General features: G+C 62.4%; 25 protein-coding genes. 9 read left to right on the top strand and 16 right to left on the bottom strand.

Annotation, left to right across the window (positions count from 1 at the left end; translation table 11 throughout):
• The first annotated feature begins 87 nt into the window (after positions 1-87).
• On the top strand, positions 88-657 hold the full coding sequence (locus tag AB7C87_RS13350) for a magnesium transporter (protein ID WP_369729967.1): 570 nt from the start codon (positions 88-90) through the stop codon (positions 655-657).
• Entirely contained in the window at positions 657-1,238 is a 582-nt protein-coding gene (locus AB7C87_RS13345) for a magnesium transporter (RefSeq protein WP_369729966.1), read from the top strand. The genes AB7C87_RS13350 and AB7C87_RS13345 overlap by 1 nt, the downstream gene beginning before the upstream one ends.
• A 57-nt stretch (positions 1,239-1,295) precedes the next feature.
• On the opposite strand, the gene AB7C87_RS13340 is transcribed toward AB7C87_RS13345, so the two are convergent.
• Both AB7C87_RS13340 and AB7C87_RS13335 read right to left on the bottom strand, forming a co-directional pair.
• On the bottom strand, positions 1,296-1,952 hold the full coding sequence (locus AB7C87_RS13340) for a phospholipase D family protein (RefSeq protein ID WP_369729965.1): 657 nt from the start codon (positions 1,950-1,952) through the stop codon (positions 1,296-1,298).
• Between the two features lie 141 nt (positions 1,953-2,093).
• A complete protein-coding gene (locus AB7C87_RS13335; RefSeq protein WP_369729964.1) occupies positions 2,094-2,873 on the bottom strand; it encodes an endonuclease/exonuclease/phosphatase family protein in 780 nt (259 codons plus the stop codon).
• A gap of 194 nt (positions 2,874-3,067) precedes the next feature.
• Between AB7C87_RS13335 and AB7C87_RS13330 the strand changes: the two genes are divergently transcribed.
• The 3 genes from AB7C87_RS13330 to AB7C87_RS13325 all read left to right on the top strand — a co-directional run bounded on the left by AB7C87_RS13330 (position 3,068) and on the right by AB7C87_RS13325 (position 5,125).
• On the top strand, positions 3,068-3,922 hold the full coding sequence (locus AB7C87_RS13330; protein ID WP_369729963.1) for a proline dehydrogenase family protein: 855 nt from the start codon (positions 3,068-3,070) through the stop codon (positions 3,920-3,922).
• A gap of 91 nt (positions 3,923-4,013) precedes the next feature.
• Positions 4,014-4,337, top strand: coding sequence for a DUF8011 family protein (locus AB7C87_RS24255; protein ID WP_502260423.1), 324 nt, complete (start codon positions 4,014-4,016; stop codon positions 4,335-4,337).
• A 26-nt stretch (positions 4,338-4,363) separates the two neighbouring features.
• A complete protein-coding gene (locus AB7C87_RS13325) occupies positions 4,364-5,125 on the top strand; it encodes a DNA alkylation repair protein (protein ID WP_369729962.1) in 762 nt (253 codons plus the stop codon).
• 31 nt (positions 5,126-5,156) lie between these two features.
• On the opposite strand, the gene AB7C87_RS13320 is transcribed toward AB7C87_RS13325, so the two are convergent.
• The 6 genes from AB7C87_RS13320 to AB7C87_RS13295 form a co-directional block, all read right to left on the bottom strand.
• Positions 5,157-5,354 carry a hypothetical protein gene (locus AB7C87_RS13320; RefSeq protein ID WP_369729961.1) on the bottom strand — a complete coding sequence of 66 codons (198 nt, stop codon included), beginning with the start codon at positions 5,352-5,354 and terminating at the stop codon, positions 5,157-5,159.
• 339 nt (positions 5,355-5,693) lie between these two features.
• Positions 5,694-5,951, bottom strand: a complete 258-nt coding sequence (locus tag AB7C87_RS13315; RefSeq protein WP_369729960.1) for a hypothetical protein — start codon at positions 5,949-5,951, stop codon at positions 5,694-5,696.
• Between the two features lie 241 nt (positions 5,952-6,192).
• Positions 6,193-7,209 carry a GNAT family N-acetyltransferase gene (locus AB7C87_RS13310; protein ID WP_369729959.1) on the bottom strand — a complete coding sequence of 339 codons (1,017 nt, stop codon included), beginning with the start codon at positions 7,207-7,209 and terminating at the stop codon, positions 6,193-6,195.
• A gap of 131 nt (positions 7,210-7,340) precedes the next feature.
• Complete coding sequence (locus AB7C87_RS13305) at positions 7,341-8,579, bottom strand: YyaL domain-containing protein (RefSeq protein WP_369729958.1); 1,239 nt, start codon at positions 8,577-8,579, stop codon at positions 7,341-7,343.
• Between the two features lie 35 nt (positions 8,580-8,614).
• Entirely contained in the window at positions 8,615-9,841 is a 1,227-nt protein-coding gene (locus AB7C87_RS13300; RefSeq protein WP_369729957.1) for a carboxylate--amine ligase, read from the bottom strand.
• Between the two features lie 195 nt (positions 9,842-10,036).
• On the bottom strand, positions 10,037-11,245 hold the full coding sequence (locus tag AB7C87_RS13295) for a potassium channel family protein (RefSeq protein WP_369729956.1): 1,209 nt from the start codon (positions 11,243-11,245) through the stop codon (positions 10,037-10,039).
• Between the two features lie 155 nt (positions 11,246-11,400).
• Between AB7C87_RS13295 and serS the strand changes: the two genes are divergently transcribed.
• From serS to AB7C87_RS13280, 3 genes are all read left to right on the top strand, one after another.
• Complete coding sequence (gene serS / locus AB7C87_RS13290) at positions 11,401-12,780, top strand: serine--tRNA ligase (RefSeq protein WP_369729955.1); 1,380 nt, start codon at positions 11,401-11,403, stop codon at positions 12,778-12,780.
• A gap of 200 nt (positions 12,781-12,980) precedes the next feature.
• A complete protein-coding gene (locus AB7C87_RS13285) occupies positions 12,981-13,277 on the top strand; it encodes a DUF5518 domain-containing protein (RefSeq protein WP_369729954.1) in 297 nt (98 codons plus the stop codon).
• A 440-nt stretch (positions 13,278-13,717) separates the two neighbouring features.
• Positions 13,718-14,743, top strand: a complete 1,026-nt coding sequence (locus tag AB7C87_RS13280; RefSeq protein WP_369729953.1) for an AI-2E family transporter — start codon at positions 13,718-13,720, stop codon at positions 14,741-14,743.
• A gap of 415 nt (positions 14,744-15,158) precedes the next feature.
• Here the strand turns inward: AB7C87_RS13280 and AB7C87_RS13275 are convergent, their stop codons facing one another.
• From AB7C87_RS13275 to AB7C87_RS13250, 6 genes are all read right to left on the bottom strand, one after another.
• Complete coding sequence (locus AB7C87_RS13275; protein WP_369729952.1) at positions 15,159-15,710, bottom strand: hypothetical protein; 552 nt, start codon at positions 15,708-15,710, stop codon at positions 15,159-15,161.
• 104 nt (positions 15,711-15,814) lie between these two features.
• The gene (locus tag AB7C87_RS13270) at positions 15,815-15,943 is read right to left on the bottom strand and encodes a hypothetical protein (protein ID WP_369729951.1); all 129 of its coding nucleotides are present in this window, start codon (positions 15,941-15,943) and stop codon (positions 15,815-15,817) included.
• Between the two features lie 159 nt (positions 15,944-16,102).
• The gene (cofG, locus tag AB7C87_RS13265) at positions 16,103-17,284 is read right to left on the bottom strand and encodes a 7,8-didemethyl-8-hydroxy-5-deazariboflavin synthase subunit CofG (protein ID WP_369729950.1); all 1,182 of its coding nucleotides are present in this window, start codon (positions 17,282-17,284) and stop codon (positions 16,103-16,105) included.
• Between the two features lie 98 nt (positions 17,285-17,382).
• Positions 17,383-18,048: a class I SAM-dependent methyltransferase gene (locus AB7C87_RS13260; RefSeq protein WP_369729949.1), complete on the bottom strand. Its 666-nt coding sequence runs from the start codon at positions 18,046-18,048 to the stop codon at positions 17,383-17,385.
• A gap of 84 nt (positions 18,049-18,132) precedes the next feature.
• Positions 18,133-18,390 (bottom strand): DUF8593 domain-containing protein, encoded by a 258-nt coding sequence (locus AB7C87_RS13255; RefSeq protein ID WP_369729948.1) that lies wholly within the window; start codon positions 18,388-18,390, stop codon positions 18,133-18,135.
• Positions 18,391-18,574: 184 nt separating this feature from the next.
• On the bottom strand, positions 18,575-19,207 hold the full coding sequence (locus AB7C87_RS13250; protein WP_369729947.1) for a PH domain-containing protein: 633 nt from the start codon (positions 19,205-19,207) through the stop codon (positions 18,575-18,577).
• 869 nt (positions 19,208-20,076) lie between these two features.
• Between AB7C87_RS13250 and AB7C87_RS13245 the strand changes: the two genes are divergently transcribed.
• A complete protein-coding gene (locus AB7C87_RS13245) occupies positions 20,077-21,417 on the top strand; it encodes an outer membrane protein assembly factor BamB family protein (protein WP_369729946.1) in 1,341 nt (446 codons plus the stop codon).
• A 200-nt stretch (positions 21,418-21,617) separates the two neighbouring features.
• Here AB7C87_RS13245 and AB7C87_RS13240 read toward each other — a convergent pair whose 3' ends face one another.
• Both AB7C87_RS13240 and AB7C87_RS13235 read right to left on the bottom strand, forming a co-directional pair.
• Positions 21,618-22,385 carry a hypothetical protein gene (locus AB7C87_RS13240; RefSeq protein WP_369729945.1) on the bottom strand — a complete coding sequence of 256 codons (768 nt, stop codon included), beginning with the start codon at positions 22,383-22,385 and terminating at the stop codon, positions 21,618-21,620.
• Between the two features lie 209 nt (positions 22,386-22,594).
• Positions 22,595-23,308 (bottom strand): hypothetical protein, encoded by a 714-nt coding sequence (locus tag AB7C87_RS13235; protein WP_369729944.1) that lies wholly within the window; start codon positions 23,306-23,308, stop codon positions 22,595-22,597.
• Between the last annotated feature and the right edge of the window lie 28 nt (positions 23,309-23,336).

Raw genomic sequence — 23,336 nt, 5'->3', positions numbered from 1 at the left:
CAGAATTCCGAACGGTTCGGCCAGTTCGGCCCGAACCGGGATGAGCGGTCCCGGTAAACTTAACAGTCGACTGGGTGATTCACCCGTATGAGCGTTCGGCGTAATTTCTGGTCGATCTATCGGGAATCGCTTCCGGTCTTGCTCATCGCACTCGGCGGTGGACTGTTCGCTGGCCTCGTCCTCGAGGGCATGATCGAAAGCGTCGAGCGATTTCCCGGCTTGCTCGTAATGGTCCCGGTGTTTCTCGCGACCCGCGGGAACGTCTACGGTGCGCTGGGCGGACGCATTGCGAGCGGGCTCCACCAGGGGTTGATCGAACCGCGGTTTTCGCGGGACGAGCGACTCGTCAACGCCGTCCTCGCCTCGTTCGTCAACGGGATCGGCATCTCGATCGTCATCGGCATCATCACCTGGCTCGCCCTGCTCGTCCTCGGCTGGGACGTCGCGGCGCTGTACGAACTCGTCGGTATTATGTTGGTCGCCGGCGCGCTGACGTCGGTCGTGTTGATCTTCGGTCTACTCGCGTTGATCTTCGCTGGGTACAAGTTCGGCTACGACCCCGACAACCTCGTCGGACCGATCGTCACCACGCTCGGTGACATCTTCGGCATGGTGTTCATGCTGTTCTCGATCGGGTTCGTCGAGGTGATGGTCTGATGGTCGTCACCGGCGCTGGCTCGCTCGGGACGTGGAACTGGAAACGCATCGTCGGGAACATGTTCCCATTGTTGATCGTCCTCTCGATCATCGTCCTCTGGGCCGGCATCACCCTCGAGGGCGCCGAGGAACTGCTCAGCCAGTACGCGATCCTCGCCGTGATGGTGCCGACGATGGTCGACATGGGCGGCAACCTCGGCGCGATCTTGAGTTCCCGACTCTCGACGCGCTTTCACCTGGGGACGACCGAACTCGATCCGACGGATCGCGTGCTGTGGGCGAACATCGCGGCCATTCTCGCGCTCGCGGTGACGATCTTTACCGCCCTCGCGATCGGCGCCTACGGGCTCGGCATCGTCATCGGTTCGCCGCTCCCGCTCTCGCAGTTACTGGTGATCTCGCTGGTCAGCGGGATGTCCGTCGCCGTCATCGCGGTCGTCTTCAGCTTCCTCGCCACCTACGGCTCCTATCGGCTGGGGATCGACCCCGACGACACGACGATTCCGATCGTCACCAACGTCGTCGACGTCTTCGGCATGGTCATCTTCATCGGCGTGTCGGCGCTCGTCCTCGGGTTCTGATCGCTCTCGCGGGGGAGCCGTCGACTTTCGGTCCTCGAGCGGTGAACGGGATTCGAACTAGACGAGTCGAAACAACCCGGCGAGTACGAACAGCAACAACAGGATGGGGATCACGCGAAGGACGACGTTGCGCATCGGGAGCAATCGAGCTTTGTTCGACCAGTTGACAAACGAACTGCCGACGAGAACCGGGGGAAAGAGGTCACGCCGACGCAACGGCTTCGACGTTGCGATGATCTCCTCGAGCCACTCGAGAAACGGCTCGATGTCCGGGTGATCGGGACGCTCCCGCGTCAGCTGGAGGTTCAACTCGACGTTGTACTCGAAGGCGACCTGCGTGATGTTCGCGGACCCGATGATACACGTCGGGTTCGGCCCATCTCTGAGATAGAGTTTCGCGTGGAGACCGCGCGATTGCTTGTACAACTGTACCTGATCGTGGTCGTCGAGCGTCCAGAGGTCGTACGCGATTCGCGGTGAAAACTGATCGGAGGCGGGACCGACGATGACGACCAGTTCGTTGTCCCGAGAGCGCTCGAGAAACGAGACGACGTCCGCTCGGATCGAGCGGTATCCCTGATACGTAAAGTAGCCGCTGACGAGATACACCGTTCCGTTACCGCCGAACAGCTCCGTCAGCCCCTCCTGTATCCGACGGCCGATGCCGTTCGTACTCAGTAGTCCGAGGGAGGGCTCGACTTCGACTTCGCTCATCACGCGTTCTATTCTTCCGGGGATATTGAATTGAGGGTGTAATTTATTGCTAATCTAACAGGAACCTCTCCCGAACTCATTCACCAACGTTGGTTTCGCCTCGAGCGCCCATCGAGTTTCGATCGTCCTGGGACCGACCGGTCACCCGTTCGTCTCGAGGACGATCGGTCGATGGTCGGACAGTTGGACGTCGAGGACGTCACAGCGCTCGACGGAGACCGTCGGCGAACACAGGAACAGATCGAGCGTTCGCGAGGCCACGAGGTAGTCGTCCAGCGGTCGCTTCGGAATGGTTTCGCCGGGAACGCGGAGCTCGAGTTCCGTCCGACCTGCGAACTCGGCCAGTTCGCCGGTCTCGTCGAAGGTGTTGAAATCACCCGTCACGATCACGTCACGGCTTCCGGCTCGTCGCTCGATCAACTCCGCTAGCTCGCGGAACTGCCGGGCTCTGCTTCGGGTACCGAGCGAGAGGTGGACGGCGAACAGGAGGGTGTCGGCCGCGAGTTCGACCTCGAGGACGAGGCGCTTGCGGCCGGCCGAGAGATAGTGTGCCGTCGTCGGGCGTTCCGACCGCGAGAGAACCGCGTTCGCGAGGTGACCGAAAAACGGCACCGACTCGACGACTCCCCCGTTGCCGTACTTGTTGGCGACCTCGCCGCCGTAGGAGAGCCCTCGCTCCCGGAGCGACTCGAGGATGGTTCGAAACTGACAGTCGGTGACGGTTCGATGTGAGCCACGGTCGACCTCGAGGAGCGACACCACGTCGGGTCGCTCGCGGTCGATGACCGACGCGAGTTGCTCGAGTTTTCGGCGCTCGACTTCGGCATCCCCGAGGACCGCCCCGACCGGTGGCGGGACGTAGCCTCCGAGGACGTTCCCGTATCCGAGCAGATAGCCGGCGTTGCAGGTGAGGATCTTCATTGGAACTCGAGTCCGGTACCGACGACTCGGTTGGCCTGACTGAGGGGTGGTGGACTATAAATTTTCCTTCGTGCTGATTGTTCACATTCGGCGTGGTGTCGCAGAACGGTTCCGGTACGGTGTTCGTCGAGGTCGACCGGGACAGCGAACCGAAACGGCCCCCTAACTAACCGCTCGAGGCTGGTTCGTTCGCTATGATCCCGCCCGTCGCGAACCGCTTCGTCGCCGGCGAGAGAGCGATCGAGGCACTCGAGTGTGCCCGCCGGTTAGACCGCCAGGGAGTCGTCCCACTGCTGAACCTGCTCGGCTCCCACCACGACGACCGGGCGAGCGTCCGGGCCGACGCCGCGGAGTATCGTGCGCTCGCCGACCGCCTCGCCACCCTCGAGGGTGAGGCCGCGATTTCGGTCAAGCCGACCCAGCTCGGACTCGATCTGGACGAATCCCTCTTTCGAACCGAACTCGAGGGGATCGTCTCACGCGCTCGCGACCGCGGGGTCTTCGTCTGGCTCGACATGGAAGAACACGGCACCGTCGAGGTGACGCTCGAGGCGGCCGTCGACCTCGTCGCGGCCGACGGCGACGGGATCGGCGTCTGCCTGCAGGCGGACCTCTATCGCACCCGAGAGGATCTCGATCGGCTCGTCGATACCGACGCGGCCCTGCGACTCGTCAAGGGCGGTGCGTACCCTCGCCCCGAGGCCATCGCGTACACGGATCCCGAGCGACGGGACCGGGCGTACCGGGATCTGCTCGAGCGGGCGTTCAAACGGCGTGAGGACGCCGTCGCCGTCGCGACTCACGACCCCGCGATGATCGAGTACGCACAGGCGCTCGGACGCCGCCACGGCACCGACTTCCAGATTCAGATGTTGATGGGTGTCCGGCCGGCCGCCCAGCGTGACCTGGCACGCGAACACGACGTCGCACAGTTCGTCCCCTACGGCGAGCGCTGGAAGCGCTGGGTCCTCAACCGTGGAAAGCGGAATCTCGGCGTCGCCGCTCGAGCGGTCGGCGAGACGGTGATTCCCGGCGGTCGGGTGTCGTGACGGCCGAAGACGGGCTTGCCAACTCGCTCCCGTACAATACATTCGTCCACGACGATTCAGTGGAAAATCATATGTGAGTGGGCAGTCTCGGATGAGCTATCTCGTGTCAACCAACCAGTCAGCGACGGAACGAGTGAAAGCGAGGTTGTTCAGCGAACCCGCTGGATTGGGAACCGGAGTGAGCTGCGTTGCCGTCGGTCTCGTTTTTTTCGGGCTGTACGCCTACGCGGGCGACGATCACGGCCTCCTGTCAGTCGCGAGCCTTCTTCTGGGGATACTGTGGGTATTGGTGGGTGTACCCGAATTGCTTCCCAAACGGCGCCAGCGGTTGGCCGCCGCCCTCCGAATTGGGAGGATCGGGTTCGCCTCCCTGGTGGCACTGTACTTCCTTTCCCAACTATCTGTACTTCACTAACAGCGGAATTGTTACTGGTCAGTGCGATGAACGAGCAGAAAACGATGGACCAGGATCTGAATAGCTGTGGCCTCCCGGAGATCCGTGAACTGGCGGATCGGTACTACCGTGACCACGGGTGGGAAGATATCGAGACGCTCGAGGCGACAGATCCGGACGAGGCGGCGTTCAAAGTCGAAGCCTGGGCCCGAAAGGCGGTCGCCGAGGACGAACTGCCGGAACGACTCGACTACCTCGAGGAGGTTTCGCGGAGCGAAAGCTGGCGCGTCCGAGAGCGCGTCGCGATGGCACTCAAATACGCCAACGCCCACTCGTTCGAGCAGGTCGAGCAGACCTGGTACGAGTGGGTCGAACACGACGATAACTACGTTCGTCGAGCCTGTGAGGTCGGCCTAATGGGGGTCTCTGCGAACCACGTCGATCCGGCGCTCCAGATTCTCGATCATCTGGTGTCGGATTCGAACGACTACGTACAGAAAAGCTGTGGCGGATTCGCCGTGAGTTTCGTCGCAAACAAGGACCCAGCAGTCGGGCGAACGTATCTAGACCGGTGGATCGACTCCGAAAACGTGCGGACGAGGTGGAACGTCGCCAAGGCAATCGGGGGTGCCTACGGACGGGAAAACGAGCACGCACTCACCCTCGCATACCGGCTGTCTGATGACGACGAATACCGAGTCCGGCGGGCAGTTGCGTCATCGCTACGGTCGTTGTTCGAAAAAGACGCGGCAGTCCGGGAACGCGTCGACCAGTGGGACGACAGGGAGGAGTTCCGCACGACGTTGTAGGATGTCACTCTCTCGTCCTGTTTTTCACACCTCACTGGTGGATAGAAAGATCGGCGGGAACGCGCGGGTACGCCTCGAGAGAGCGCGGGCCGCTCGAGCGAACGCGGCGAGACGCATCGTCGTCCCCTGCCGACGGCTCGACCCTCGAGACGGGTCGCGGTCCGTCGGTCATCCCCCAGCGAGTCGTCTCTCGAGTGACGAATCCGTAGAACGACGCCTCGAGACGCATCGCTCCCCGACGCAGTCGGGCGGTTTCTCGTGCAGGACGTTTATGTCCCGCGAGCGGATACGCAATCATGGCTTCGGCCGCACGGTGGAAGCCACGTCTCGGGTGGTTCCAGCACCCGGGGCATTTCAGCGCATGCCCCTCGCGACCGATTGAGACAATGACTTCCAGGACGAACTATTGCGTTGAGTGAACTATATCTATTGGCGATTTCCCGAAACTATTGACAGTGAGCCGTCGTGGAAGCGGTGACGTCGCCGAGGTCGATCGAACGGCGCGGATAACGTACGGTTTGGTATGTGTGGATTTCGTGTGTGAATTGTTGCGGTTGTTGCTCTCGCACTACTTCTTCGAGATCCAGATCATCAGTCCAAACCCGAGGAGCACTTGTGCGATCCCGAGTAGTGTGGAGAACGGGTCAGCCATCGTGAGGGCCATTTGTCCTCCGTACCAGATCAGTATGGCCGCGAAACCGAGCACGAGCGCAAATATGACGAGATTCAACATTGCGTTCTCCACGGCATCCTGAACGATGCGGTGAAGATCTTGCTCGGTCATCTCCAGCGTCGCTTTTTCGGACTGCTCGCGCTCATCTTCCATATCCGGACGAGACGTTAACACTCCTATAAACCTTGTGTGGAATAAAGCGGTTCAGAAGCCGCGTAGGCAACCGGTCGCGATCGCCTACCGTGGTAGAGCGATGGGTGAGGGGACGATCAGCGCACCGCAACCGTCGGCGACGCTAGGACGTGACCATTCGCGGGACTCGCTCGAGCTATCGGTCGACCGCCACCGCCTGGCAGGTCGGTTCTCGAGAGCAGGCACCGAGACTCCGCCGATATCAGGACTCGAGCCGTCTCGAAATCGTCCGCCCGGCGTTCAATACCGGTAACGCGGGGGCGGGGTGGCCGCGCTCGTAGACCAGCAGCGGAATCGTCTCCGCGCCGAAGTACTCCTTGAACCGGAAGACGCCGTTTCGGAAATCCGGCGGCGACCCGCGCAGTTCGTAGGTGTCGTACCCCTCCTCGATCCCCCACTTGATCGCGTGTTCGTGGAGCAGTTCCGGGGCGTGATACTCGAAGTGGTCCTCCGTGACGGCCGTAAAGAGGTGCTGGAGCGTCGACTGCTCCTCGTCTAACAGGTACATGTACCTGCCCCGCGTTCGGCCGTCGACGCGAAGCGAGAACACCACGATCCGATCGTCGAATTCGTGCAGTTCCCTGAAAAAGGACCGCGGATGCGTCGGGAGACCGACGCGGTCGGCCACCGCCGCGTAATCGCGGTAGAAATCCTCTAACGTCGACCCGTCGAGATCCTCTTCGACGACCTCGAAGTCGTAGTCGTGGCCGCGTCTGATCCCCCGCCTACGTTCGCTGTCCATCTCGGAGAACAGCGTCTCCCAGCCGAGCGAGAGGTCGAGCGTGAACCGACAGGTGAGGATCGTCGGCCGGTAGCCCTTCGCCTCGAGCAGTTCGTGATAGCGGACGTAGTTCTGGTCGTACGCCCTGATCTCGTCGAAGAGGATTCGGCCCGTACAGAGGGCCTCAACCGAATCGAGGAGCAACTCGAGCGCCTCCTCCTCGTCGGTCATCGTCACCGGGCCGCCGTAGCCGGGCCTGATCGAACTCAGCCGGTTGATTCGCCCGAGGTCGGTGACGAAGTTCGGAAAGACGGCGATTGGGTTCCCGCTTTTCGAGACCACGAGGTGTTTCGGCTCGTGGGAGAGCCCCTCCTCGACCGCCCGGAGCCACTCGTAGCGGTGGTAGACGCAGCTGAGATCCGACTGGTCGACGACGTTGTTCCACTGATTTCGGTTGACCGCCTCGATACTGTCTACGTGACGAACGTCGAGCCCCATCTACGCCAGCGGTTCGGGAGACGTCACCATAATTACGAACGGGCTTCCGAGAGTACAGCCGCCTTACACGTCTCGAGGCGGCGATCGAAATGGGCTCGAGTCGACGGTGCGCTCGATCACCCACCGACCTGTCACTCGAGTTCGCGCCGTCGCCGAAGATACCGGGAGAGCGAAAATGCCATCCAGGCCTGACACCATCGCATTAGGGTAAAGCGCTTCGTGTACAACCGGCGTTTCTGGTAGTAGAACTGGCCGCCGCCGGCGTGGAGTTCCTCGCGCGTCCAGTCGACGATCCGGCGGGCCGTCTCGAGGTCGCCCAGTTCGGCAAAGAGGACGATCCCCTGTGCGGCCGCGTGGACGTCTCTGGGGTACGTACTCGATTCGTCCCAGCGCGGTGCACCGCCGTCGAACAGCCGCTCGCGGTAGAACTCGAGGCCGCGCTCGAGCGTCGTCGCGTACCGATCTTCACCAGTGACTTTCTGGTACCGAAGGAACGACTCGAGGATGAACCCGTTGTGGAAGCTGTCCATCGACAGGTGCGAAGCCGTCGGCGGGTCGGTGTACATCCAGCCGCCGACGGCCGTCTGCGTGCTCGCGACGTAGTCGAGGATCGCCGTCGCCGCCTCGAGCGAGCGTCGGTCGTCGAACCGATCGGCTAACTCGAGTAAGAGGCGAGCGCCGATCGCGTTCGCGTTCAGGGTGTAGGAGTCGCCGCCGGCCGAGCCGTCCCGCGAAGCGGTGTAGTTGATCCGGGCGCCCTCGTCGATTTCCGTGTACGCCAGATCCTCGAACACGAACTCGCGGGCGGTCCGTGCGACGTCGGCGTACCGGGGTTCGGAGAGAACGTCGGCTCCACGGAGCAACGCCCGGACGGCGTACGCCGTCGACACGACCCCGGAAACTTCCCCCGGCGTCGACGCGGTCGCACTCGAGAGATCCTGTAACGGGTGGCGGTGGCCGGCGCCGCCGAAGCCCGAACACCAGTCGTTCGTCTCGGCGAGTAGCCACTCGAGTAGTTCTTCGGCCTCGCGGGCGTACTCTGCCTCGCCGGTCAGCGCGTAGAGTTCGAGGTTCGCGAGCGCGAACAGGGCCACCCCCTTGTAGTTGCGACGCTGTTCGACCAGAAACAGCGGGCGGAGGTTGACCGGCGCGCGCTTGATCGTCTCCTGGACGGCGAGGTTCAGGTACCGGTGTTCGAACGGGAGCGACCGAACGAGGGCGCTACTGAGCCCGTCGGCGTAGTCCCAGCCGGTGTACTCGCGTTCGCTCGCATAGCGGAGCGTGTCTCGACAGAGCCAGTAGTACGGGTCCGACTCGAGCGCCTCGCGGCTCCCGGCATCGACTCGCTCGCCGCCGGCGTCGTGATCCACTGACCGGCCGAGCCGAGAGAGACTCGAGAACCGGCTCACGCCTCGATCCCCCTGCGTTCGTCCCGTACGGTCGATTCGCTCTCTCTCGTCGGGGACGGAACGTCGATAGTTGGAAGCTTCGCCAGGAACGAAACCGGCGGAACCAGCCAGGCACCCAGATCCCGGCGGTCGACGTCCCAGGCCGCGGTTCGCTTGCAGACGGTCGCCGCGTACTCGGAGAGGGAGGCTTCCGCTCGGTTCTCGAGTTGGAACTGCAACTCGCGGAGCGGAAACACCATCTCGCCGTGCTGGGTCGGCGAGCCGACGGGCGTCTCGACGGCCAGATCGAGACAATCTGCGACGATGGTCGAGGCAAACCGATAGCCAAAGCGACTGGCGAGTGCGTAGGAGGCCCAGAACTTCGGGTTGATCTCCATGAGGACGAACGTTCCGTCGGCCCGTCGCTTGAACTCGACGAGGGCGACGCCGTCCCAGCCGATCGTCGTGAGCAGGCGCGTTGCGTCCCGAGTGACCGACTCCTCCGGCTCGAGGCGGAGGTGGGTTCCGCTCCCGCCGTGGCGTGGCACCGACCGGAGTTCCTCGTGGACACACGACAGTTCGACCGCGTTGTCGAAACAGAGCACGCCACAGCCGTACGTCGAATCCGAGCCGTCGACGTACTCCTGGACGAGGACGTCACCGCGCGGCGCGTCCGCCGCGATCCGGTCGTAGGTCTCCCAGAACGCGTCGGGATCGGAGACGGGTGCCGTGGTCGCCGACCCGTTCTCCCGTCGTGCCTTGAGGAACACCGGAAACGGGAGGTGGCCCGAGACGTCCGACCGGCCATCTGCCGCGAGGTCCGCCACGCGCCGCGAGTAATCCGTCGGCGTTTCGATCCCGAGTTGCCGCCCCTGTCGGAGCGTCGCCGCCTTGTCGACGGCGATCCGGATCGAATCCGACGGCGGGAGACACAGCGAAACCCCGTCGGGGATCGCCGATCGAATCCCGTCGACGCTCGCCATCGATTCGTAGCCGACCGGCAAGACCACGTCGGGGCGAGCCGACCGAATCACCCCAAGTACTGCGTCGGCGTAGGCGGGATCGTCCGGCGGCGGGACGACCGCGACGTAATCGCAATACGTCGACCGAAGAAGCCGGCTGTGTCGCATCGTCCCCGTTCCGACCACCGTCGCCTCGAGATCCTCGGTTAGCTCCCTCGCGATCACCAGCGACGTATCGTAATCGCCGTCGAGTACCAGCACAGTCGGCCCGTCCGAATCCATGACAGTGGCCCCTCCGAGGAGGGTGAAAAGTATCCGATCGCTATGGTGTTCTCCCCGGGGTTACGTTCGACCTGCGAGACGAAACGTCACCGTTCTCGTGGAGTTTCCGTCCCATCGTGGTGAGACGTCGAGAAGTCTGTGGACCCGCACTCGAGCGGTCGGGCGTGGGTACGGCCCTGGGGCGAAAATCGGAGGTCACGCCGCCGAAAGCGCGTCGAACGCTTCGCCGGCCGTGCGGGTTCCCTTCGAGATGAGGACGTCACCGGCCTGAAGTTCCACGTCCGAATCGCCGACGAGGAGCCAGCCGTCGCCCGGCCGGCGGATGGCGATCACCGACATGGTCGATTCCGCGTCGGGGACGCCGCTGATAACCGCGGTGCCGTCGAGGTCACTTCCCGCTTCGACTTCGACGCTCGTGATGATCTCGTCGCTCTCCTGGACCGCGAGCTGGACGACCGGGTGAACGTCGAGGTCGCGAAGGACGCCTTCGGTGATGTCGACTGCCGCATCACTGATCACCTCCGTACTGTTTCCGAGGCGGATCAGCCCGCGAAGCGCGATCGGATCCTCGGCGTCCGCGGCCGCCCGGAGCGTCCACGCCTCGAAGCGCGACTCGAGGGCGTCGACTTCGACCTCGAGATTTCTGACCTCTTTGGCGAGATTCTCGCTATCGAACAGGACGCTACTGTACGCGAGGTCGACCGCGAGTTCCGAGAGATTCTTCATGTGGACGATCGTGTCGACGGCGCGCTCGAGATCGTCGACGTCGGGTGCGTCGACGACCGGCAACTCGTAGGAATCTCCGGCTAGTTCCTCGTATACGTCTTCTATCGCCGGATCCGGTCCGCGCAGGAACGCGACGTCGTCCGGCTCGATCGTCGTCTCCGGACCGGGGTTGAGCAACCAGTCGTCGCCCCGTCGAAGCGCGATGACGCGGACGCCGGTCTCGGACTCCAGATCGATCTCGGCGAGCGTCCGGTTTGCGTACGTCGAATCGGCGTCGACGACGCCCCGGACGAGCGTTTCGGTTGCCTCGGGAAGCGCCGCGCGCATCGCCTCCGGCAGTCCCATCTCCTCTAAGACGATTTTGGCGATGTCGCCGGCGGCGTCGCTGATGTCGTCGGCCGCGGTGACGATGCCAAGTACGGGCGCGAGCTGTTCGGCGTCGTCGGGGTTGCGAACCGCCATCATCAGACTCATCCGACCCTTGAGCTCGAGGACGTCCATTCGCTCTTCGAGGCGAAGCACCTCCCTCGCAAGGTCCTCGTTGCGGTGTAACACCGCCGAATACGAGAGGTCGATCAACAGCTCTGCGGTGTCTTTCATCTCGACGAGAATATCCTTGACACTCACGGGCTCGTACTCGACCGATACCGACGACGCTTCGCCCTCGAGCGGGTCCATACTCGAAACCAGCGTCCCGCGTCGAAAAAAACGTTTCCCGCGTCGTCGCGGGTCGACGGATCACGTCTCACCGGTCCGAAGAACCGATGGCACGGTTCGTCGTCGAACGACGCCTTCCGACACGGTTTTGCCCGGGCACAATGAATTCCCGGCAAATGCTCGACCGGACCTACCTGCGCGAGAATCCCGACGAGGTACGCGACGCCCTCGAGAACCGGGGTGCGGACGTCGACTTGGACGGGATCCTCGAGATCGACGAACGGTGGCGTGAGCTGAAAGCCCGCGGCGACGACCTCCGACACGACCGCAACCAGATCACCCAGAAGATCGGCGAGTTCGTCGCCGAAGGGAACGAAGAAAAGCGCGAGGAAGCGATCGACCGATCCCGAGATCTCAAAGACGAGATCGACGCCGTCGAGGCCGAGGCCGACGAGCTTCGGGACGAACTTCAGGAACGCCTCCTCGAGGTTCCGAACGTCCCCCACGAGAGCGTCCCGCTCGGGCTCGAGGAACGACACAACGTCGAGGATCGACGCTGGGGCTTCGACGACCTGCGCGAACTCCCCGACGAGGTCGTTCCCCACTACGAACTCGGCGAGGATCTCGACGTCATCGACGAAGAACGCGCCGCGAAGACGACCGGCTCCGGGTTCTACTTCCTCAAAGGTGACGGCGCCCGACTCGAGCACGCGTTGGTCCAGTTCATGATGGACGTCCATCGCGAGCAGGACTACGTCGACCTCTTCCCGCCGATCCCGGTCAAGAGCGCGTCGATGCGGGGAACCGGTCAGCTCCCGAAGTTCGCCGACGACGCCTACCGCCTCGGCGGCGACAACGAGGAAGCGTACGACGACGAGGACCTCTGGCTCTGTCCCACCGCGGAGGTTCCCGTCACCAACATGTACGCAAACGAGATCCTCCTCAAAGACGATCTACCGCTGAAACACCAGGCCTACACGCCGAACTTCCGGCGAGAAGCCGGCGAGCACGGCACCGAAACCCGCGGCATCGTCCGCGTCCACCAGTTCAACAAGGTCGAACTCGTCAACTTCGTCGAACCCGAGGAGAGCTACGACCGCCTCGAGGGCTTGCTCGAGGAAGCCGAAGCGGTCCTCCAGCGACTCGGACTCCCCTATCGCATCCTCGAACTCTGTACCGGCGATCTCACCTTCGCCTCCGCGAAGACCTACGACATCGAGGTCTGGGCACCCGGCGACGACTTCGAGGACGGTCCCGAGGCGGGCGGGCGCTGGCTCGAGGTCTCGAGCGCCTCGAATTTCGAGGACTTCCAGGCCAGACGCGCCGGCCTGCGCTACCGACCCGAGCGCCACGAGTCGGCGGAGTATCTGCACACCTTAAACGCCTCCGGGCTCGCACTCCCGCGGGTGATGGTCGCGATTCTCGAGTACTACCAGAACGAGGACGGCACGGTGACGATCCCCGAACCGCTTCGCCCGTACATGGGTGGGAAAGAAGTCATCGAGGGCCACGAAAAGGTCGGCGAGGCGGCGCTGGGCGCGGGCGAGCGCGAGTAAGTCGACGACGGAACGTTCATTTTCCCTTACCAGTAGTTGAAAATGGCCTGCAGGGAACGCCTACATTTCGTTGGGTTCTCTAACACCTCAGTAATTTTCCATCTATCGTAACAAACAGCCCGTCCGTCCGGTCAGACTATTCGAATCGCGCGAAACGAGATCCACATTTCTCGTCAGATTGTTAACGACCGACCATATCGGTGAGCTGGGCCGCGGTCATAGCTGGATTCGCCGTAACGCTCGTGTTACGGTTCATTAGTGGTCTCGTCTACGTCGACTCGGGGGCCTCGGTCGTTCTCTTGGACTGGGGTGGAACCAGCGTTCTCATTGGCCTCATTGCCGGATACCTCGCTTTCGGGACGATCAGCTCCGACGCGGCCCACGGTGGGATCGCCACCGTTTTGGACTCGTTCATTGTATTCGTCCTCGCAACGCTTGCGGTCCTGTTTTTCCGGGGCTCGTCGCATCGTTCAGCATGCTCGTCCTCGGCCTGCTGACGCTCGCGTTCTATAGGAGCCACTGCAGGTCTTGCACACCTGATCGCCAGACGAAAAGTGCGGTTCGGAGCGAGCGCGGTTCGAAGTGAGCGAGAACCGCGGGAAAGCGAACGGGGAACGAACGTGACCCGTGAGCTCGGCGATCAGTGTGTGAATCGTTTCAGTTGTTACTATCGCCGTTTCCCGCGCCATGGGTGGCACAATCGGTTCGTGGGCGAAAGATCGACGGATTGCTCGGGAACCGATGGGGACTCGCACCCACTGACGGCTCATATCGATTTTAACAGACGATCATCGACCGATGAGTGTCACCGATGCCACGAACCGCTTATAATAGCTTCTAGGGAGTACTTTGATTCGTCGTGTCACTCACGGGTCTATAACAGTCAGAAGGTCCAGTTTCGCCGACGGAACCACTACCGGATGCAGTTCATGAAAAGATGAGTGTCGAATCGAAGCGTTCGAAACGGTTCTTCCTGCTGATCTCGGTTTTCGTCGGACTGATATCCGTACTGATTGTCTTACCGTTTGTCACCTGGATTCTGATCGGCGTCATCCTCGCTTACACGCTCTCTCCCATCAACAATCGGCTTTTACAACGATTCGGTGCAACACTGTCTGCCGCCCTGTCGATTCTCATCGGACTCTTTCTGATCGTCCTTCCAATCGTCGTCATCCTCGGCGTTGCGGCGAATCAGGCCCGACAACTCTTTACAGCGTTCGACCCCGAAGATATCTCCCAAATCGACGACGTCATTGCGGAACGGTTCGGCGTTCAGGTCGATCTCGCAGCCCTCCAGGATGCGTTCAGTAGCGTCGTCAGAACGGGTGCGCGAGGCCTCGCTGGAAACCTCTTCAGTATCGTCGGGGGACTGCCAGAGCTTTTTATCGGGTTCACCATCCTATTTTTCGTCTTGTTCTACTTGCTCAAAGACGGCGACCAAGCTCTTGCCTGGGTTCGAACCGTCTTACCGCTCGAGCCCGAGGTTCGCGAGGAACTGCTCGAGGGGACCGATCTGCTGATCCACAACTCGCTGGTTGGTACTGCCGCTGTTGCCGCAGTACAAGCAGTCTTGCTCGGCACTGTGTTCCTCGTTCTCGGCCTTGGAAACGTCGTCTTCTGGATCGTGACGACGTTCGTCGCGGCGATGATTCCGCTCGTCGGTGCCTCGATCGTCTGGGTTCCCGGATCGATCTATCTGTTCGCCGTTGGCCGTCCTATTCCCGCAATCGTATTGCTGGCCTTCGGCGCGCTCATCATCAGTACAGTAGATAATATTCTTCGGCCGATTGTCATGCGGCGGGGAACCCAACTCAGTCCAGTCATTACGATCATCGGAATTTTTGGCGGGATCGCGCTCTTCGGTTTTGTCGGCCTCTTTATTGGCCCGATCGTCCTCGGGATGATGAAACTGATTATCGACATTTGGGTTCGGGAGTATCCCGAGCCAGTACCGGCCGAGTAGCGAGGAGCGGAGTCGTGATCTCGTCTTCGCCGTGAACGGAGAGGGATCGAAGATCCCTCAATCAGTCGGGCACAGCCCGACGACGGTGAAATCACCCGCCAGAGCAAGCACTCTCGTGACTGAGTACCCTCCCAAGCTAGAACTGCTGAGCGAAATCGACACCCACCGCATGATTTCGCTCAGCAGTTCTAGCTTGAGACGCCACTGAGCGGTGCAAAGCTCCGCGAGACCGAAGGTCTCGCCTGATCACGACAGGTCGAAGATCTGTCGAACGATTTCCCACAGCATCACGCCGCTGGGTCGGGATATTTGTTGGTTTACAACCCAGTCAGTCTGTCAGGGGTACTATAGTAGCCACCGCACGTTATTGCACACCTGATCGCCAGACGGATCGGCTATCAGTGTGTAACCCGTTTTAGTTGTTGCTATACTGTTCCCCGGAGGCAACGCCGTCGGAGTCGATGGAGTCAGGGACGCCAGCGGCGTCGGCGGCCGCCGCCCGCTCCGCGTCGTCGTAGGCCGCCCCGAGCGCGATGAGGAAGCCGACGATCGCGGTCACGACCGCGACCGCGCCGACGGCGACGACGGCGATCGAAAAGATCGCTCCCGAGAGCACCTGTGCAGACGTCAGGAGCGCGATAGCGGTTACGGCCGCGATCAGCGCGAGCAGGCGACCGAACCGGCCGGTGTCGAATCCGTCCTCGGTACCCCCGTCCGTCTCGAACAACTCGTTGATCACACCTCGGTAGTCGGCGTCCGGCCCGACGTTCCCGAGCGAGTGAATCGAGTGGGCGACCCACAACCCGGCGGTGAGGTTGAGCAAGGCGACGAACGAGACGAGACCGATCTCCCCGCCGACGAACAACCCGGCCAGCACGGCGTTTGCGAACGCGATCACCATGATCCCGTGGACGACGAGCGACCGCGTACCGAACTCCTCGAGTAGCTGTACGTGTGCGAGTTTCATACACTAGACTTGGCTCCCGGCGGGGATAGCGCTGGTCCCTAACGACGATCTCTCGGTTCATCGGACGAACGATAACGGGCTCGAGTCAGCCGCTTCTCGTCACGTCATCCGAACCGCGCGGCCGCATTTCGTGCGTCTTCCACCTCGTCCGTCGACACGATTCCAGTCAGGGCTTCCGGATCCGGCTCTCGAGTCAACCGCCGAAGCGTTTCGAACATGGTCTCTCCCTCCACGTTGTGCGCGCTAACCCAGGCGTGAAACTCGTCGGGACGCGAATCGTCTTCGCCACGCCGTGAATCGTCTCGAGGTCAAGCCCCGGGGCATTCCTCCTATACCGCTCGTGAAATGCGATTCACGAGTCTGCAAGTGTCTCTTGAATGGCGTGTGGGCCGTCACCCGACCGACTCGAGTACGTCACGATACCGTCGGCCGGCCTCGTCGTCGGCCGTCAGTGCGGCTCGGATCGATGGCGAGATCCACTCGCGCTCGGGCTCGCTGTCACTCGAGATGCCGGCCGCCCCACCGCCAGTCCCCGCCGCCGGCACGCCGTCGAAGCCATCCGTCCGCAGATCCGACGGCAGGAATCGCTCGTACACCGGCAGGCGCTCGCCCAGCGGAACCCCCGCGTGGTCGGCGATCTCCTCGAGTTCACGCAGGGCCGGCCACGCGTACTCGGGGTTGATGTGGTCGTCGGTCACGGGTGAGACGCCACCCAAGTCGTCGACGCCACAGTCGATCAGCTCCCGCGCGGGTGCGAGGTTCGGCGGCACCTGCACCGACACCTCCTCGGGCAAGGCGGCGCGGGCCATCGCCGTCACCCGCCGCATCGTCTCCACGTCGGGCGTCCCGCCTGACCACCGCTCGTTGTCTACCACCGGCTGGACGATCACCTCCTGGACGTGATCGTAGCGCTCGTGCATCTCACAGATTGCGAGCAGGCTCTCGGCGCGGTCGCGCCACGTCTCACCGATGCCGACGAGAATGCCCGTCGTGAAGGCCACGTCGAGTTTTCCCGCGTTTTCGATCGTCCGGAGGCGCTGACCCGGCTCCTTCCGACGCGGGCCCGCGTGGGCGTCGACCGCGGCTGTCGACTCGAGCATCACGCCCATGCTGGCGTTGACGTCAGCGACTTCCGCCATTTGCTCGATCGTCTGGTCGCCCGGATTCGCGTGCGGGAGTACCCCTTCCTCGAGTGCGACCTCACACGCGTCGCGGAGGTAGGTGTGGATCGAGTCGTGGCCCCACTCCTCGAGTTGGGCGTGGATCTCCGTGTAGCGGTCGTCCGGATCGTCGCCGAAGGTGAACAGCGCCTCCGTACAGCCGGCGTCGGCGCCCTGGCGACAGATCTCGCGTACCTCCTCGAGGCTGAGCAACGAGGCCTGTCCCGGCGGATCGAAGTAGGTACAGTAGGTACAGGTGTACCGACACGCGGTCGTCAACGGCACGAAGACGTTCCGCGCGAAGGTGAGTTCCGACGGCGTCTCGACGTTGGCGGGCCCGACCGCCAGCAGGTCGTCGATCGCCTCCTCGGCGATCGCGACGTCGACACCGTACTCGGCCGCGCCGGGGATCATTGGCTCGCACTGTCGTCTCCGTCCATATAAGCGCTTACTTCTCGAGTCCGCTGGACGTTCCGAATCGGGTTCGTCCCGAGTCGTTACGCTCGAGACGTTCAGTTCGTCTCGGTATCGGTCCCGATGTCCGCCGGCGTCGCGATGCCCCGAACGAACGTCCTGATCGGCCAGTGACCCACCTGACGCCGTTCAGCGGACTCGACCCGGACGAACTCGCTCTCCTCGAGTGTCTTCAGGATCGTTCGATCGAGGTGACAGTTGCCGCCAATTTGGCGCCACAGCGGCGTCAGCGCGTCCTGGCTCCGGCCGACGAGTCCCTCGGACCGGACGTGATCGAAGAACCGAAACTCGCCGTCGGGTTTCAGGACGCGAGCGATCTCCTCGAGGACGGCGTCGATCGACGGGACGGAACAGAACAGTCCGCTCTCGATCACGTAATCGAACGTCTCGTCCGCAAACGGGAGCGTCTCACCGCGGCCGCTGATCACGGTCATCGTGACGTCGTGTTCCGCGACGGTAGCCTGAGCCCGTCGCCACATGCCGGGGTCAGGTTCGACGCCGTAGACGTCGACCGCCGGATCGCTCTCCGAGTCGTAGTAGGGAACCATCGCTCCGGTTCCGACGCCGATTTCGAGAACCGAACCCTCGAGACCGTCCGCCAAGTACGTCCGGTGTGCGGGCGCTTGGAACCGCTCGAAGTAAATCTGGACCGGATCGTAGAGGGCGGCGACCGTCGGATGAAACCGAATTTCGCTTTTCGACATCGATCTGGAGAGAAACGGTCAGTTCCGGCTTTGGAACCGATCACACGGGTTCTGCCGTCGGTCGCCGGATCCGCGTTCTCGGAATCAGGCTTCGCTACTGAGGTCCGCATCGACGCGAACCTCGGAGTCGGTGATCGTCTCGATGTTATCGGCCGGAATCTCGAGGTCGTCTTCGCCGGCGCCGCCGCGACCGAGACTCTGGATCCACGCGTTGGTAAGGGTCGGCTCGGGGTCGACGTAGGCGACCTGCTCGATTGGGTCGATCTCGGTGACGATCCCGATCTGTTCGCCCCTGACGTCCATCAGAAACTTCCCTTCGTCTTCCGTCGAGAGGACTGACATGGTATCCGAACAAGGAGTGTTCGTCGCTAAGTAACTATTGGTTTCTTCGAAAGTGCGGGTGAGGAGAGGCCGACCGAGGCGTCTGCTTCACTCGAGGGGAGTCTCATACGGACTGCTATGAGTCGTTACCGGTCGATCACGCATCGCCGAGTGATCGACCGGCGATCAGTCAGGGCAGACCGCCTCAGTGTACCGCGTTCCCCTGCCGGGCGTTTCGTTGTTGCATCCCGCCCATGTCGTCGACTTGCTCCGAGTTCGCGATCTGTTGTTGGATCATCCGGTGGACTGCTTCCGAATGCGGGACGTCTTTGATCGTTATACTACCAGCTCTGCCGATCCCCTGAACGTAGATATTTCCGGTATCGAGGTACTTGTCCCACCGGTCCTGACTATAGGACGCATCCTTGGCACGGTTGACGGGAAGACTTTCGCTTCTCGTCGTCGACGGCGTCTCCTTGTACTCGATGAACTGTTGGTCCGTGGCCGCGTATTCGATGGTGGTGTTTTTCAGGTAGTAGTATTTGTAACCGATCCACCCGATCGGAGCGACGATTCCAACGGCGAGAAACGCGAGAAATCCCCAGAGAATCCCATCCAACGCACCTATCGCGAAGACCGCGGCGGCGATTCCGAAGATGAACATGATCGCGACAGTCTTCAGTTTGTGCAAGATGAGGCTAAACCAGGCCGTCCGTAAGTCCTGTTTGGCAACCCACTGAATCTCTTCGTCCGGCGGAACCTGAGTTTTCAACCCCCGACACGGCTCCGTCTCTTCTAACGTTTGCTGTGCTTCCCTCATTTCTGGACTCGCTCCCATACCAAAAATTCTCAAACTCAAACATAATATATCCTGTGTAATAATTCAGATACTATGGTGCTGGTGGGGGCGAACACTGGAACGATACTCCTCTTGATAATTACACCGACGATATTTCCTTCGACTCCGAATAATTCTGATCTAGTATCGCTACGAAATCTCGATATAGGTGGGTAAAACGGCTCCTTTCTGGCCTTTGCCGCCATCGGCGCGATCCGACTGCCCGATTGCTGTTGAAACCTCGAGCCGATCGACTAAGGTTACTTTGGTGTAACCTCCCGACTGCCCTCGCGGTAAGTCTCTAATCCCATTACTATCTATGAAAAAATCATTATTCGTCCGACACACCGGTCGGTTTTCGGGACGGCTCTGTTCCGTCAGACCTGACCGAACCGCTCGAGGGCGTCGAGACCGTGATTCGACACGCGAAATCGTCGGATTCGGGAGACGAATGGCGACCGAACGAACTGTGGGGCCGAAAAAACCGACTGATAGGGGTTGTTGTACCGGTTCATCGTAACAGCAGAGGTGGATCGTGGTTTCGACGGTACCGCCTTCCAACATCCCTCCGAGGGAGTTACCCGAGCGTGAGTTCGCCGATTACTTTCCTCTCAGCTGAATGCAAAGTACGTGGTGGCCAATACGCCGATATGCGACGACATTTCCGGAACGGGAGCGATCACGAGCACCCGGCGCGGAACGTTTCGGGTCGAACCCACTCCGGAAGACCGACGAACGTGGCGACGGCAGGCGACCATCAGCGCCCCTCCGGTACGACTCGGCGGACCCTCCTCAGGGCTAGTGCGGGAGTAGGGGCAACGATTGCGGGCGTCTCCACACTCGGAACCGGTTTCGCGGGTGCGACGAACGTGAGTTTCGATGGGGCCGCCGACGGTGGCTCGCTCGAGTGGACGTACGAAGCCGACGAACGGGCACGAACCGCCCCGACGGTCGTCGACGGCGTCGTGTACGTCGGGATGTCCGATCAGCCGAGCCACCGCCTTCACGTGATCGATGCGGGCACTGGCGATCACGACGAGGCAATCTTTCAGGGGCGCCCGATCAACGCGGTGAGCGTCGTCAACGACGTCGTCTTCGTCGCCCAGGATGGCGGCGACGCCGCAGTGGAAGCCTACGATGCGACGAACAACGAACGGCTGTACAGCGTCGATATGGAACACGCTCCCAGCACTCAGCCGGTCGTCTACGACGGGACGATCTATCTCGGAAGCGACGACGGCGTCGTCTACGCACTGGACGCGTGGACCGCCGAACGAGAGTGGCTCTTCGAAACCGGCGACGGGGTCGAGTCGACGCCGCTCGTTGCGGACGGGACCGTCTACGTCGGCTGTACCGACGACCGCCTCTACGCGCTCGACGCCGAGACGGGCGAGGAGGAGTGGGTGTTCGAGGCCGACGGCCCGATTCGATCGTCACCGACCGTTGCGGACGGAACCGTGTTCGTCGGCGAATCCAACGGGCGGCTCCTCGCGGTCGATGCCGGCGACGGACAGCTAACCTGGGAGTTTCCCCTCGAGTCGACGACGGTCAGTTCCTCGCCGACCGTCGCGGACGGAATCGTCTATATCGGTGACTGGGAGGGCTACCTGTACGCCGTTGGCGCGGACGACGGGGAAGAACAGTGGACGGCCGACGTGACGGACGACGCACGCGAGTCGACGGGAACCGGCGACAAGGTCCGCTCGTCCCCGACCGTCGCGGGCGGAACCGTCTTCGTCTTCAGCGACGACGGCTATCTCTACGCGCTCGATGCACACACGGGTGAGACTTCGTGGCGGTTCGACACCGAGACACCGATCGGCAACATCAACTACGCCCCATCACCGACCGTCGTCGACGGCGTCGTCTACTTCGTCAACGACACTACCGTCTACGCGGTCGATGCCGGCATCTCCGAGTCGGGAACGGGGACGCGGATGCAGTACGGAACGCTCGGTCACCACGACGACTGGGCCGAAACCGCCGCGGCAGCCGACAGACCGTCGCTCGAAGAGATCGAGCAGGAACGCGACTCGAGGGACGGATCCGGCGACGACGGAGCGACTGGCACAACCGACGGCGCAAGCTCGGGTGGAGGGGGCGCCGACGACGACGGCTTACCTGGTCCGGGTATCGTCGGCACGCTCGCGGGAATCGGTGGCGTGTCGTATCTGCTAGCCCGTCGATCGTCGGCCGATCGACAGCGTTGAGAGCCACGTAACGCGACGCCCGGCGCTGTCCGTTTGTGTCGTCGCTCCCGGACCCGCTGACTCTCCAGGCACCGACGTCGCGAACGGACGTCCACACTGACAACGGCTATCCAATCCGCTCGAGGGAGACGGGATAGCGATGATCGCGACTCGAGAGCTGAAGTCGACTCGCTTCGCTCTCACCGCAGTGTCTTCCCTCGCTAGCGTTCGTTCCAGCCATCCGGAAGCCGTGCACCGAACTCGAATCGCCCGTCGAGGGACTCGTCTTCGTGGCTGTCGATCTCTTCGACGACTGTCAGAATACCGTCCCGATCGACGTGAACGAACGGCTCGTCAGTAAAACGCCGCCCGTCGAGTTCGCCAGCGATCTCGGCGTCCGCAAGGCGACCGTCCTCGTACAGCCGGTAGATGACGTTCCCGAGCCGAATGCCGTCGCTTCGGGTGAGGCCGAACGAATCCGACTCTGCCCATCTCCCTGCCGTGTCTTCAACGCCGAGCACACGCGTGACGTTGACCTCGAGTCCGTAGTCACGATACTCGCCGTCACGGAACGTGCCCTGAAGTTCGAACTGTTCCGCCCCGGTCGTGGGGACGTCTCCTTCGGATAGCTCGCCGCCGTTTGCAATCCCGGCTAACTCCACCGTCTCGCCGCCGATTTTCAGTATTGCCGTCCCCGGATCGTCCGGTATCTCGACGCCGTCGTGCGGCGTCGCCCATCCGTCTTCGGACTCGAGTCGAATCGACTCGCCGCCGTTTGCGCCCGCGCTCGCGTCGTCAGAGTGGTCGGCCTCGGCACCGTCTCCCGCGCTCGTGTCGGCCTCATCGTCGGGACGAGCGCCGTCGCTTGCATTGGTTTCGTCGTCGCCGAGACACCCAGCGACGGCGGCAACGCCGACCACGCCACACGCCTGTATCAGCGATCGTCTGTCCGTCAATCGATCCACCGTCGCCTCCTTCGAGGAATCCATACGTCCCTCTCCGTCTCGGCGTTCCTAACGTTCAGGTTAGCCTTCATTTACCTCGTAGATTACTCGATTGTAATCCCGAGGGGTGGGACGATCGAGATAGGGCGTTCAGGCACTGGCCGTTGTGCCCACCTCTGCCCACCCCTCCTGGAGGGGTGGTGCCGTTCCGCTACGGCTCGCCACGACGGGCATTCGGTCGAATCGTCCGTCCATCAGTTTTCGTACTCACTCGGGTCCAGAACGATCGAATCCATGGTGTTGGTGTTCACCGCAAGCGATTCCTCGAACGTCGGCGTCCCGCTCGCTGAATCGTACCTGACCTCGAGTTCCATCTGCGTTCGCAACGCGCCGTCGTCGAAAACCTCGGCGCCGTCGTCGGCCGAAAACTCGGCAGTGGGCGGTTCCGCGAACGCGCCGGCAACGTCGCCGTCGGCCTCGTGGAGGATCTCGTTGGGCGTCGTCTCGAGGGTCAGCGACGTGTAGGTGTCGGCGGGGATCCCGACGTCCCAGGCGAGGGTGACGACGTCCCCGACCGGTCCGACCTCGTACGCGGTGAGATCGACGGTGACGTCTACGGGCACAGTCACGTCGTCGCCGTCGGCCGTGTGCAACGCGACGCGTTCGACGGTGACCTCGAAGCGTTCGTACTCGTCGATCTCTCCGTGGTCCCTGATCGTCGTCGCGAGAACGTAACTCGCCTCGTCGGAGGGACCAACGACGTCAGGGTTGGCGAGAAACGCCGGATCGTCGGGCGTCTCGACATCCCAGGGGCTATCGTCGCTCTGGTCCGAACCCTGCTCCGGTTCGGCGGTTTCGGTTCCAGTATCGGCGTCGTCGTCTCCTCCGGTACAGCCTGCCAGTACGGTAACTACCGTCGCCGAGCCGGCGATCAGTAGGCCTCGGCGAGTTCGTACATGTTGGTCCACGCGGTACTGTTCTCTCTCGCCGACATAT

It is taken from the genome of Natrarchaeobius versutus, from assembly GCF_041205745.1.
Taxonomy (GTDB): Archaea; Halobacteriota; Halobacteria; order Halobacteriales; family Natrialbaceae; genus Natrarchaeobius; species Natrarchaeobius versutus.
Note: the sequence above shows the minus strand (reverse complement) of the source record. Positions and strands in the feature narration are given on the sequence as shown.